The sequence below is a fragment of the Streptomyces sp. NPDC034111 genome (assembly GCF_055575375.1).
Map to the genome: position 1 here is coordinate 114073 of NZ_JBVIST010000017.1, position 12253 is coordinate 126325.

General features: G+C 71.2%; 15 protein-coding genes. 1 reads left to right on the plus strand and 14 read right to left on the minus strand.

The window, feature by feature from the left end:
* Position 1 precedes the first annotated feature (1 nt).
* From ACZ55A_RS29170 to ACZ55A_RS29235, 14 genes are all read right to left on the minus strand, one after another.
* Positions 2-1678, minus strand: a complete 1677-nt coding sequence (locus tag ACZ55A_RS29170) for a YifB family Mg chelatase-like AAA ATPase (RefSeq protein WP_468846134.1) — start codon at positions 1676-1678, stop codon at positions 2-4.
* Positions 1678-2034 (minus strand): YraN family protein, encoded by a 357-nt coding sequence (locus ACZ55A_RS29175; protein ID WP_468846271.1) that lies wholly within the window; start codon positions 2032-2034, stop codon positions 1678-1680. The genes ACZ55A_RS29170 and ACZ55A_RS29175 overlap by 1 nt, the downstream gene beginning before the upstream one ends.
* A 590-nt stretch (positions 2035-2624) precedes the next feature.
* Positions 2625-2933 carry a DUF2469 domain-containing protein gene (locus ACZ55A_RS29180; RefSeq protein ID WP_003980220.1) on the minus strand — a complete coding sequence of 103 codons (309 nt, stop codon included), beginning with the start codon at positions 2931-2933 and terminating at the stop codon, positions 2625-2627.
* A gap of 38 nt (positions 2934-2971) precedes the next feature.
* Positions 2972-3424 (minus strand): NUDIX hydrolase, encoded by a 453-nt coding sequence (locus ACZ55A_RS29185; RefSeq protein WP_468846274.1) that lies wholly within the window; start codon positions 3422-3424, stop codon positions 2972-2974.
* 169 nt (positions 3425-3593) lie between these two features.
* Positions 3594-4322: a signal peptidase I gene (gene lepB / locus ACZ55A_RS29190; protein ID WP_468846137.1), complete on the minus strand. Its 729-nt coding sequence runs from the start codon at positions 4320-4322 to the stop codon at positions 3594-3596.
* A 52-nt stretch (positions 4323-4374) separates the two neighbouring features.
* Positions 4375-5220 (minus strand): signal peptidase I, encoded by an 846-nt coding sequence (gene lepB / locus ACZ55A_RS29195; protein ID WP_468846276.1) that lies wholly within the window; start codon positions 5218-5220, stop codon positions 4375-4377.
* A 76-nt stretch (positions 5221-5296) separates the two neighbouring features.
* Positions 5297-6436: a signal peptidase I gene (lepB, locus tag ACZ55A_RS29200; RefSeq protein WP_468846140.1), complete on the minus strand. Its 1140-nt coding sequence runs from the start codon at positions 6434-6436 to the stop codon at positions 5297-5299.
* The gene (gene lepB / locus ACZ55A_RS29205) at positions 6429-7193 is read right to left on the minus strand and encodes a signal peptidase I (protein WP_468846143.1); all 765 of its coding nucleotides are present in this window, start codon (positions 7191-7193) and stop codon (positions 6429-6431) included. Before lepB (ACZ55A_RS29205) ends, lepB (ACZ55A_RS29200) begins: the two co-directional genes overlap by 8 nt.
* A 96-nt stretch (positions 7194-7289) precedes the next feature.
* Complete coding sequence (gene rplS, locus ACZ55A_RS29210) at positions 7290-7637, minus strand: 50S ribosomal protein L19 (RefSeq protein WP_468846145.1); 348 nt, start codon at positions 7635-7637, stop codon at positions 7290-7292.
* A gap of 133 nt (positions 7638-7770) precedes the next feature.
* Positions 7771-8580 carry a tRNA (guanosine(37)-N1)-methyltransferase TrmD gene (gene trmD, locus ACZ55A_RS29215; RefSeq protein WP_468846147.1) on the minus strand — a complete coding sequence of 270 codons (810 nt, stop codon included), beginning with the start codon at positions 8578-8580 and terminating at the stop codon, positions 7771-7773.
* Complete coding sequence (rimM, locus tag ACZ55A_RS29220) at positions 8580-9137, minus strand: ribosome maturation factor RimM (protein WP_468846150.1); 558 nt, start codon at positions 9135-9137, stop codon at positions 8580-8582. The genes trmD and rimM overlap by 1 nt, the downstream gene beginning before the upstream one ends.
* Positions 9138-9221: 84 nt before the next feature.
* On the minus strand, positions 9222-9461 hold the full coding sequence (locus ACZ55A_RS29225; RefSeq protein WP_468846152.1) for an RNA-binding protein: 240 nt from the start codon (positions 9459-9461) through the stop codon (positions 9222-9224).
* A 2-nt stretch (positions 9462-9463) separates the two neighbouring features.
* Positions 9464-9904, minus strand: a complete 441-nt coding sequence (gene rpsP / locus ACZ55A_RS29230) for a 30S ribosomal protein S16 (protein ID WP_384433631.1) — start codon at positions 9902-9904, stop codon at positions 9464-9466.
* A gap of 155 nt (positions 9905-10059) precedes the next feature.
* Positions 10060-10650: a hypothetical protein gene (locus tag ACZ55A_RS29235; RefSeq protein WP_468846155.1), complete on the minus strand. Its 591-nt coding sequence runs from the start codon at positions 10648-10650 to the stop codon at positions 10060-10062.
* Positions 10651-11193: 543 nt separating this feature from the next.
* Between ACZ55A_RS29235 and ACZ55A_RS29240 the strand changes: the two genes are divergently transcribed.
* Positions 11194-12048, plus strand: a complete 855-nt coding sequence (locus ACZ55A_RS29240) for a methyltransferase domain-containing protein (RefSeq protein ID WP_468846157.1) — start codon at positions 11194-11196, stop codon at positions 12046-12048.
* Positions 12049-12253: the final 205 nt, after the last annotated feature.

The following is a 12253-nucleotide window of genomic DNA, read 5'->3' on the forward strand; positions in this document are numbered from 1 at the left end:
TTCACCCCTGCTCGCCGGGTGGCCGGGTGGTCACGGTCTCGCGGCGGCTTGCTTCGGCGGTTGTGCTGCTGGCTCCGCCCGCCGTCGTCGGCGCTCCGCGGCGGACGCCCGTGCGCAGTTCCAGGGCCCAGTTGACGTCTTCTCTGGTGGGGCGGTCGCGGCCTGCCAGGTCGGCGGCGGTCCAGGCGACGCGTAGTACGCGGTCCAGGCCGCGGGCCGTAAGGAGGCCGCATTCGAGGTCGCGTTCCGCTTGGGCCAAGGCGCCGGGGTGGACCTGCCAGCGGGTTCTGAGCTCATGGCCGGGGATTTCGCTGTTGGTGTGCCAGGGGGTGTCGACGAGGCGGGCCTCGGCGCGTTCGCGGGCGGCCTGGACGCGTTCGGCGACGGTCGCGGTGGATTCGGCCCCGCGGCCGAGTGCGACCAGTTCGGAGCGGGCGACCGGTTCCACGGAGATCCGCAGGTCGACCCGGTCCATCAGCGGTCCGGAGAGGCGGGCGCGGTAGCGGCGGATGGAGGACGGCCGGCATTCACAGCCGCCGCCGGTGGTGCCGTGGCGTCCGCACGGGCAGGGGTTGGCGGCCAGGGCCAGCAGGAATCGGGCGGGCATCCGCATCATGCCTGCGGCCCGGGCGACGACGACATGGCCGGCCTCCAGCGGCTGGCGCAATGCGTCCAGGACGCTGGGGCTGCACTCGGCGGCCTCGTCCATGAAGAGCACGCCGTGGTGGGCGAGGGATACGGCTCCTGGGCGGGGCAGTCCGGTGCCGCCGCCCACGAGGGAGGCCATCGTCGCGGAGTGGTGCGGGGCGCAGTAGGGCGGGCGGTGGAGAAGGGGTTGTCCTGGCGGGAGGGTGCCGGCCACCGAGTGGACGGCGGTGACCTCCAGTGCTTCCTGAGGGGACAGGGGTGGCAACAGGCCGGGGAGGCGTTCGGCGAGCATGGTCTTGCCGGCGCCGGGCGGGCCTTTGAAGAAGATGTGGTGGCGTCCGGCGGCGGCCACTTCCAGGGCGCGGCGGGCGCTGTGCTGGCCTGCGACATCTGCGAGGTCGGGGGTGTGGTCCCCGCGTGGCAGGCCGGCGCTGAGGCCCGTCCCGGGTACGACCAGGCCTGCCAGCAGCGGGTCGGGGCGGCCTTCTTCCAGCGGATCATCCTCCTCGGGCACCGGTTCGTCGGCGAGGACGGAGATCAGTTGGCGCAGGCTGCGGACGCCGAGGACGGAGATCCCGGGGACGAGGGAGGCCTCGGCCACGGTCCGCTCGGGTACGACGACCTGGCGGTATCCGGCGTCGGCGGCGGCAAGGACGGCGGGCAGCACACCACGTACGGGCCGGACGCGGCCGTCGAGGCCCAGTTCGCCGATCATCATCAGGTCCGTGAGTTCGCGGGGATCGAGGCGCTCGGCGGCGCCAAGGACCGCGCAGGCCACGGCCAGGTCGAAGCCGCTGCCGCTCTTGGGGACGGAGGCCGGGCTGAGGCCGACGGTGAGCTTCTTCTGGGGCCATTCGGCACCTGAGTTCACCACGGCGGCGCGCACCCGGTCCCTGGACTCGATCAGGCTCTTGTCGGGGAGCCCGACGAGGGTGAAGGCCGCGACGCCGGGTTCCAGGTCGGCCTGGACCTCGACCACCACGCCTTCGACGCCGACCAGGGCGACGGAGCAGGTACGGGCGAATCCCATCAGGCCACCCCGCGTGCGTGCTGGACGACCGGGGCGCCGCGGGCCGGGAGCAGTACGCCGATGACGTCGATGCGTACGCCGCCGGCTGGCGGGCCGCCGTGCCGCTCCATCCAGCGTTCGGCCAGCAGTCTCAGGCGCGCGGCCTTCTCCGGGCGTACCGCCGCCATCGGGTGTTCGTACCGGGTGGCTTGGCGGGTTTTGACCTCGCAGACCACCAGGGCGTCACCGTCGGCGGCGACGATGTCGATCTCGCCCTCCCGGCAGCGCCAATTGCGGTCCAGGATGTGCATTCCGGCTTCGATGAGCCGCCGGGTGGCCAGGTCCTCGCCGTAGCGGCCCAGTGCGCGTCGTCGGATGTCGGTGGGTTTGGGTTTGGGTTCGGCAGTCGTCGGCCGGGTGGCTGCCGGCTGGGCGGTGGGCGGCCGGCCGTCGGCGGGCCTGCGAGTCCCGCGAGCCCGGTCCTGGCGTCTGCCCCGCGCCCGGTTCGTGGTCTGGGTGCCGTTCTGCGCGTCGGCCGCTGTATGGGCCGGGGCCGGTGCGCCGGTCTGTGCCTCGGGCCTTCCGCTGCCCTGTAAGCGGGACCGTGCCCGGGTCCGTTCGTCGGCCCGCTCGCCGATCCGCTCGCCGATCCGCTCGCCGGTCCGCTCGTCGGTCCGTGCGTGGGTTCGTGCGTCGTCCGTGGCCTTGCGGCCGGTCTGCATGGCGTTCATGCGGTACCACCTCCGGCACCGACTGTGACGTCCTCGCACAGACCTATTGGATCTTGGTGGACAGCGAGCCGGTTGTGGATAACCCGGTCACCCACACGAGTGGCGCCGGACCGGCCGGCGGAGGGCGCCCGGCAAACGGCCAGGCCGCGCACGTCGAGCACCCCCGCCCGGGGCCACCCGGGGCCTCCCGGCCGCCGCGCTGCGCCCTGCCGGTCAGCCGCCGGCCCGCTGCCTGATCAGCTCCCCGGGAGATCGAGATCGCTCTTGTTGAGCTCTTCGATGTTCACGTCCTTGAACGTGAGGACGCGCACCTGTTTGACGAAACGGGCCGGGCGGTACATGTCCCAGACCCAGGCGTCAGCCATCGAGACCTCGAAGAAGACCTCTCCCTGGACCGAGTGCACCTGCATCTCGTAGTCGTTTGTGAGGTAGAAGCGACGCTCCGTCTCGATCACATATTTGAACAGCCCGACGACGTCGCGGTACTCCCGGTAGAGCTTCAGCTCCATCTCGGTCTCGTACTTTTCGAGGTCCTCGGCGCTCATGGCAGATCCCCTTCAGCCGTGCGTCCCCCTATTGTGCGTCAGACCCTCTCGGTCTCCAGGTGCACCGGCGCACTGGGGGGCCCTTCGTCGAGCAGTGTGCGCAGCAGCCCGGCGAGTCTGGTCGGATACACCGTCTCATGGGACGCCGACAGTTCCTCCGAAGTCCACCACCTCAGCCCCGAGACGCTGCGGCGCTCCAGGTCCGTGTGCCCGCCCATGTCGGTGACGGTCCGGTGGGTTCTCCCCAGGTAGTACCACTCGTCCTGCTCCCAGCGCCGCCCGTCGAAGGCGAAGGCACAGCGGCGTTTCCACAGGACGGGACCCAGGACCACCTCGGTGATCCCGGTCTCCTCGGCGAGTTCGCGCCGGGCGGCCTCCTCACGGGTCTCGCCGCCCTCCAGGCCGCCCCCAGGGGTGAACCACCAGGTTTCGGTCGGACGGTCCGGTTCGTAGCCGTGCAGCAGCAGGATCCGGTCGTCGGGGTCGAGCAGGACGACCCGGGAAACCTGGCGGACACCTGCCGCACCCGGCTCCCCCGCAGCGCCCCGCGCCCTTTCCGGCTCCTCGACGCCCTTTTCCTGCTCCGGCTTGCAGGCGCCCGGCTCACACTCCGGCGCGCCGCCACCCTGCCCCGGCCCCTTCACGTCCCGCCCCCGCCGCTCAGTCACGCCCGCGCGCCTTGCGCCGGGCGACCGGCCCGTAGGCCGCACCGCCGAGGACGAGGACCGCACCGGCGCCCACGGTGAGGACGATCGGCTGCAACGGACCCGGCTGGGAGATGCCGCCGCTGAATGCGGCGAAGGCGGCCGGGCGCTGCATCATGCCGACGCTGTCCAGCGGCCAGGCACGGGCGTCGACCCGGGCCTGGACGGCGCTGCGCGGTACGGATCCGTGGTCGCCGTCCGTGAGGTGGACGCGGGAGTCCATGGAGTCGCTGCGGTGGTCGCCGAGCAGGAAGAGCTGGCCGGTGGGGACCTTGGCCTTGAAGCCGACGGGCGAGGCGGGCCCGCTGCCTTGCAGATACGGTTCCTCGACGGGGGTTCCGTTGACGGTCAGCAGGCCCTTCTTGGTGCAGCAGGAGACCTTGTCGCCGCCGACTCCGACGACGCGCTTGACCATCGGCAGGTCGCCCCACGCCGCGTCCTTGAAGACGACGATGTCGCCGCGGCGTATCTCGGCACCGTCCACCTGCTCCGCGATGACCCGGGCCCCCGCCGCGATCGTCGGCGACATCGAGTCGGTCGGCACCGTATACGGGCGGTAGAGCAGCGCCGCCCAGACGAAGCCCCCCAGGAACAGCGCACAGCCGACGGCCACGGCCAGACCGGACAGCACTCTGCCCGTCGTCCGGCCGCGGCCGTCGGTCCTGCGTTCCGTACTGCTGCTCATCCCAGCTCCCACCCCGCGGACCGGTCCCGCGTCGAAGATCCGGGACGGCACCTTACCCGGGGTTACGCTCTGCGGTCAGCCTCCGTCGACGCCACAGTACGAGCGGCACCGCGCCGGCCAGCCCCATGGCGGCCGGAGCCGCCGCCATTGCCTTGTTGATCCCAGCCTGGTCGAAGGTGTCCGGTACCGGCAGGGTCGCCCAGCGGTTGAGGGGCCATGCGATGGTGAACGCCCGGCCCACGACCTCGTTCTCCGAGACCGTGCCGTTGCCCTTGAGGTTCTGGTGGTAGCGGGAGTCGAGGGAGTCGTCGCGGTGGTCGCCCATGACCCAGATCCGCCCCTTGGGGACGTGGATCGGGCCGAAGGCGCGGTCACCGCAGGGGGTGGCGCCGGGGAAGACGTACGAGTCCTCCTTGAGCGCCTTGCCGTTGACCTTGACCGGGCCGCTGCCATGGCACTCGACGGTGTCGCCGCCGACCGCGATGACCCGCTTGATCAGGTCCTTCTCCTCGGACGAGGGCATCAGGCCGATGAAGCTGAGGACCTGCTGGACGGGGTTGGGCTCCGGGGTCGGGGTTTCGTTCAGCCAGCCGCCCGGGTCGTGGAAGACGACGACCTCGCCGCGCTGCGGCTTGGAGCCGAACCACGGTGTCAGCTTGTCGACCAGCACCCGGTCGCCGCGTTGCAGGGTGTCCTGCATCGAGTCGGACGGGATGGAGAACGCCTGCACCAGGAACGTCTTGATCAGCAGCGCGAGGAGCAGGGCGATGCCGATGAGGATCGGCAGCTCCTTCCAGAAGGCGCGCGGCTTCTTGGCCTTCTTCATGCTGCCGCCCGCCTCCTCGCCTCCTGCCAGGTCCGACGTAGCGGACGTGCCGGAAGTGCCGGGCTTGTCCAGCTGCACCGGGCGCTGCGGCTGTGCCTGCGACTGTGCTCGTGACTGATGCACGGAACTCGCCGCCGGCTGCGGGGTCTCACCGCGCCCTGCCGGCTCCTCGGGCTCTCCGGTTCCGGACCGCGCGCCGACCGCCAAGTCCCCCACATCTGCTCCTCACTCCACGCACTCGCCCGCCCGTCAACCGGCGCAGGCCCACCACTCCCATAACGAGCGGGAGTTCCGCAGGGGTCGGGAGTACGGTCAAACTCTCGGAGGACACCCTATGCGGCGTGCCCGCTGCGGACGCTTTGGCGCCCGGCGCGTCGTGGACGTTCGCAAACGTGTCCGACTCTTCGAGGCGCCGCCAGTGGCTGAACGGCCAGGCGATCACCACGGCCTGACCCACGACACTCTCCTCCGAGATCGTGCCACGGTACGGCTCGTCGAGGTGGAAGCGCGAATCGGCCGAGTCCGAACGGTGGTCGCCCATCACGAAGATCCGCCCGGTGGGGACGTTCACGGTGAACTTCAGCGTGGAGGGCGGGTTGCCCGGATGGACGTACGGTTCGGTGAGCGGGGTGCCGTTGACGGTGACCCGGCCCTGCTTGTCACAGCATTTGACGGTGTCGCCGCCGACCGCGATGACCCGCTTGATCAGGTCCTGCTCGTCGGCCGACGGCAGCAGCCCGATAGCGGTCATGGCGTCCTTGACCGGCTGGAAAGCACCGCCGTCGGCGGGCGGCTTGTTCTTCTCCCCCTTGAGCCAGCCTCCGGGGTCGGTGAAGACCACGACGTCGCCGCGCTCCGGCTTGGCGTTGAACCACGGGGAGAGCTTGTCGACGAGCACCCGGTCGCCGATCTTGATCGTCTGCTCCATGGAACCGGACGGGATGACGAACGCCTGGACCAGGAAGGTCTTCAGGACGAGGGCGATGGCCAGCGCCACGCCGACGAGGATGGGGATCTCTTTGAGGTAGGAGCGCTGCCTGCGGCGCTTGATGCGCTTGGCCTGGCGCCGTCGCTCGGCCCGTCCGCCGGTCGGGGGCCGGCGGGACTGCGTACGGCCGTGCCCCCTGCCGCCGCTCTCCCGGGCCTCAGCGGGCGCCGCGGAGCCGCCGTAGTCGCCCCCGGAGTCGCCGTACGTGCCGTCGCCGGCGCGCTCCGGACGAGCGGCCGGAGCACGCTCCGGCCGCTCGGCACGTTTCCGGCCGTGACGAGGCCGTCCGCGGCTACCCATGGGGGCCTGCCGCGGCGGGTATCCGGTCGAAGGAGCCTGGTGTGCCGAGGGTGCCCCAGCGGCTCACCGGCCAGGTGATCAGCTCAGCGCGGCCGATGACCTTGTCGACGGGCACCGTGCCGCCGCCCGGTTCGCCGAGGTGGTCACGGGAGTCGCTGGAGCCGGCGCGGTGATCCCCCATCACCCACAGCTTCCGCTCCGGCACCACGATGTCGAACTCCACCGAGGACGGTGCGTCCCCGGGGTGGAGGTAGCCCTCGCTCACGGGCTCACCGTTCACTTCGATCCGCCCCCGTCTGTCGCAGCAGGTCACATGGTCCCCGCCGATGCCGATCACGCGCTTGACGTAGTCGGTCTCGGCGGGCCGGGCCAGCCCCAGTGCCGCGCCGGCTCCCCGCAGCAGTCCCGTGACGGGATTCTCCCCCTGCTCCCTGTGAACGAACGAGCCGGTGCCGTCGAACACCACCACCTCGCCCCGCGCCGGTTCGCTGCCGAAACGGTACGCCAGCTTGTTGACCAGCACCCGGTCGCCGATCTGGAGGGTGTTCTCCATGGAGGAGCTGGGGATCAGGAAGGGCTGTGCGAGGAAGTTGCTGAGCAGCAGGACGAACGTCAGACACAGGGCGAACAGCGTGACCGGCCGGTGGCGCAGACCGGCCGCACGGGCGCGGAAACGCGCGGAGCGCGACCCCTGCTCCGGCCCCTGGTCGGGGGTGGGAGAGGGGTCGCGCTCCGTGAGTTGTGCGTCGGTGTCCATCGGGTCCTGAGCCTATCCGGCCAAGTCCGGACACCGGACGCGAGAGGGGCTTTGCGTTGCCCGGGCGCAAAAAATCGCGCTCCGTGGCGGCGCGGCTCAGCTCTCGCGCTTCTCCTTGATCTTGGCGGCCTTGCCGCGCAGCTCGCGCAGGTAGTACAGCTTGGCGCGACGGACGTCACCGCGGGTCACGACCTCGATCTTCTCGACGATCGGGGTGTGCACCGGGAAGGTGCGCTCGACGCCGACGGAGAAGCTGACCTTGCGGACCGTGAAGGTCTCGCGCACGCCGGAGCCCTGACGGCGGATGACGACGCCCTTGAACTGCTGCACACGGGAGCGGTTGCCCTCGATGACGCGGACGTGGACGTTGATGGTGTCACCCGGGCGGAAGGCCGGGACGTCGCTGCGCAGCGACGAGGCGTCGACGGAGTCGAGAAGGTGCATGACCTACTGCTTTCTTCGCTGATGCCACAGGTCATCAACGGGATATCGGAAAAGGATGTTTCGGATGCCGTTCCGTCGGGCGGCGTCGTTCCCCCTGTGGCAGGGGCGCGCGCCGGACGCACACAGCAGCGGCCTATTCTTCCACGGCCTCGCTCGTACGCCCAAATCGGCCGTCCTCACCGGCCGACCAGCCCAGTGCGGCGAGGATCGCACGGTCGTGTTTGTCGAATGCGGCGGGGTCGGCGCGCTCGATCAGGTCGGGGCGGTGACGGACGGTGCGGCGGAAGGCCTCGTCGCGGCGCCAGCGGGCGATCTTGCCGTGGTGGCCGCTGAGCAGCACCTCGGGGATCGTCCGGCCGCGCCACTCGGGGGGCTTGGTGTAGACGGGCCCCTCCAGGAGGTCGGCCATCGCGCCGGGGGCGAAGGAGTCGTCCTGGTGGGAGGCGGCGTTGCCGAGGACGCCGGGCAGCAGCCGGGCGATGGCCTCGACCATCACCAGTACCGGGGCCTCGCCGCCGGCCAGGACGTAGTCGCCGATGGAGACTTCGCGTACGTCGAGCCGGTCGCCGTACTCCTCGATGACGCGGCGGTCGATGCCTTCGTAGCGGGCCGGGGTGAACACCAGCCAGGGTTTGGCGGAGAGTTCGACGGCGAGTTCCTGGGTGAAGGGCACACCGCTGGGGGTGGGGACGACGATCACCGGCTCGCCCTCGCCGGAGGCCAGGACCGTATCGAGCGCCTCGCCCCACGGGTCGGGCTTCATGACCATGCCGGGGCCGCCGCCGTAGGGGGTGTCGTCGACGGTGTGGTGCTTGTCGTGGGTCCACTGCCGCAGGTCGTGGACGCGTACGTCGAGCTGTCCGCGGGCCCGGGCCTTGCCGACGAGGGAGACGTTCAGCGGTTCCAGGTACTCGGGGAAGATCGTGACGACATCGAGCCGCATCAGCTGTCCTCGTCGGTGGTGGCGCGGCCGGTGGCGATCTCGGCCTGGCTCTCGTCGAGGAGGCCGGGCGGCGGCTCGATGACCGCGCGCTGCTCCTCCAGGTCGATCTCCGGGACGATCTCGGCGACGAACGGGATCAAGACCTCGCTGCCGTCGGGCCGTTCGACGACCAGCAGGTCCTGGTAGGGCAGGTGGGAGATCTCGGAGATCCGGCCGACGGCGGTGCCGTCGCGGGTGACGACATCGAGGTCGATCAGCTGGTGGTCGTAGAACTCCTCGGGGTCCTCGGGGACCTCCTCGGGGTCGACCTCCGCGATCAGCAGGGTGTTGCGCAGCGCCTCGGCGGCCGTGCGGTCGGCGACGCCCTCGAAGCGCAGCAGCAGCCGGCCGCTGTGTACCCGGCCGGTCGCGATGGTCAGCGGCCCGACGGAGGACGGGTCGGTGGCGAGGACGGCGCCCGGGGCGAGCCGCAGTTCGGGCTCGTCGGTGCGGACCTCTACGGTCACCTCGCCCTTGATGCCGTGGGCGCGGCCGATCCGTGCGACTACCAGTTGCACTGCGCGATTCCTTCTGTGCGGTCCACGGCAACGGGCCGGGGACGGCTCGAAAGCCCTCCCCGGCCCGAGCCGGTGTTCAACTTGTCAGCGGACGTTGTCCACGTCGACGAGGTCGACGCGGATGCCACGGCCGCCGATGGCGCCGACGACGGTCCGCAGTGCGCGGGCGGTACGGCCGTTGCGGCCGATCACCTTGCCGAGGTCGTCGGGGTGCACCCGGACCTCCAGCACGCGCCCGCGGCGCAGGGTGCGCGAAGCCACCTGCACGTCATCGGGGTTGTCGACGATGCCCTTGACGAGGTGCTCGAGGGCTTCCTCGAGCATGCTCAGGCCTCGGTCGACTCGGAGGTGGACTCGGCCGCAGCCTCGTCCGCCTTCTTGTCAGCCTTCTTCGCCTTCGGGGTGATGGCCTCACCCTTCGGCTCGTCGCCGGAAGCCTTGGCGGCGGCCTCGAAGAGGGCGCGCTTGTCGGCCTTCGGCTCGGCGACCTTCATCGGCGCCGGGGCGGGCAGGCCCTTGAACTTCTGCCAGTCGCCGGTGACCTTGAGGATGGCCAGAACGGGCTCGGTCGGCTGGGCGCCGACACTCAGCCAGTACTGCGCACGCTCAGAGTCGACCTCGATGCGCGAGGGGTTCTGCACCGGGTGGTACAGGCCGATCTCCTCGATGGCCCGGCCGTCACGGCGGGTACGGGAGTCGGCGACGACGATGCGGTAGTGAGGCGAACGGATCTTGCCCAGACGCTTCAGCTTGATCTTGACTGCCACGGGAGTGGTGTCTCCTGGTCTTGACGTGGTTGGGCACAACGAGATGCCACGTGGGGTTGCGGTACTCGGGTGCCCGATGGACGCGTCAGCCGGAGGAGAGAGGGGTCCTGTGCGGCTGTCGAGTACAGCTAGCCATTGTGCCACACGCCCTCCGGTCAGCCGACCGCGGCCACCTCGGGGATCCGGAAGGGCTTGCCGCAGCCGCCGCAGACGATCGGCGCCTGGGCGAGGACGGAGGGCACCACACGGACATTGCGCCCGCAGTCGCAGACGGCCTTCACGCGCACGCCGCCTCCTGAGGAGCCGTGCCGGGCGGCCGGTCCCCGGAAGCTACGGGCGGTGTCCGTGGCGGTCGCGACGGTGTGCGCCTTGAGGGCTCTGCCGAGGCGTTCGATGGTGGGGCGGTAACGCCTCCTGGCTTCCGGGTTGAGCGTGACCAGCGAGAAGCCGCTGCTGGGGTGCGGCTCGTCGGCATGGTCCAGGCCCAGCTCCTCGGCGATCGCCAGGAATCGGCGGTTGTGGTAGCGGCCGGCCCTGGAGGTGTCGCGGATGCCGCGGGCGGCGGCGATGCCGTGGACTGCCTCGTGGAGCAGCCGTTCGAAGGAGAGCTCGGCGCCACAGGCGGACGAGGACTCTCCGATCAGGGACTCGGGGGCGGCCAGGTCCGGCAGCTCGGGGTGGTGCCGTTGAATATCGGCCCAGGCGAGCGCCAGCTCGGCGGCGAGAACAGGCGGTGTCGTGCTCACGTCGTGACAACGAGCCGGGGTCGCCCAGTGTTCCGATTCCGGGCCATCCCAAATAATTTGCACGTACCAGTCAGTTTCCGGTCATGGGCCGTGGGGAGGGCGGGGTGCGTCGATCTGTGCAGAAGACGCCCACCTGGCCACAAGCCGGTACGTATCCCCATGTACGCCGCATGGCGTAGCCGGTCGTATGCCACCGCGACGATCACCGCGGCGATGGTACGGGGAAAACCTGCGCCCGCAGGCACCGGCCCGTCCCCCACCGTAGGGCCTGGCGGCGCCACCGGTGGCGCGGAGGGAGGGGCGCGCGGAGCGCCGGGACGGCGTGCGCTGGCGTGGCGGAACACCGCCGGCCGGGGCACCCTGGAACGGCGCTCCAGGGAGCGGGCCCGGCGCATACGGGGGCGCGCGGGAGACAACCCCGGCGCATCCTCTGGACGCCCGGTCGGATGCGCAGTTGTCTGGATCCGGGGGCGCACAAGGCGCGAACACGGGGGCGATCGGTACGGAACAGCTTCGGGTTCTCGGCGAATAGGGGCGCTATCGATGTCACCCACGCTCGTGCGGCACCAGCTTCCGAACTCCGGATCCCTGCGCTGCGACCATCCGCCCGCGCCCGCCGGTTCCCGGGCGCGCACCCGTGACTGGGCCGAGATCCAGGAGCGGATGCTGGTGCCGCTGTACGAGGCCGCGTACGACCGTTTGGGTGTCGGTCCGGGCACCCGGCTGCTGGGGCTCGGCTGCGGCTCCGGCCTGGCGCTGTTGCTCGCGGCGGCGCGCGGGGCCCAGGTCAGCGGGGTGGATGCGGACGAGTCCCGGCTGGAGCTGGCGCGCGAACGGCTCACGCCGGACGGGATGCCGGAGCACACGCGTGTGGTCAGCGGAGGCCTGGAGGCCGCGGCGGCCGGGGGCACCGTTTTCAATGTGATCACGGCCTTCCACCCGGTGGGCTGTGTCAGCAGCGTCGAGGGGCTGACGGCGTCGCTGACCGCGGCGGCGGGGCTGGCGGAGCGCGGCAGTGCGGTGGTGCTGGGCGGCTGGGGCCCGGTGGAGCGGTGCGCCACGGCCGGTGTGCTGCGGGTGGCGCAGCGGCTGGCCGGTCCCCCGGTCGGCTTCGGCGGGTGGCGGCTCAGCGACCGGGACGATCTGGAGGAGCTGGCGGACCGGGCGGGGCTGCGGCCGGACGGTTCGGGGCGGGTGACCTGCCCGTTCGGGTACGCGGACATGACGAGCGCGGTGCGCGGGCTGCTGTCGACGGGGCTGTTCGACGCGGCGCTGGAGGCCGCCGAGCCGCAGCAGGTGGAGAAGGAGCTGGCCGAGGCGCTGCATCCGTATCAGCGGGCGGACGGGACGGTGTGGATGCCCAATGTGTTCCGCTATCTGATCACGCGGACGCGGTAGCGGGGGCGGAGGAACGGAGCGGGTGGTCGGCCGGGGTGCGTACCCTCTGGCCGGCGTACCGGCCTGCCGGAGCACGTCGAGGCGCGAACCGGCCCTCTCCGCACGGGCGTTGCCCGCCGCCCGCGGCGGCACGAGAGGTGAGAGCCCGTCACAGCGCGGTGCTGTTGAAGCGTAAATGACAGCTGGTGGGAGTGCCGGGCCGAGC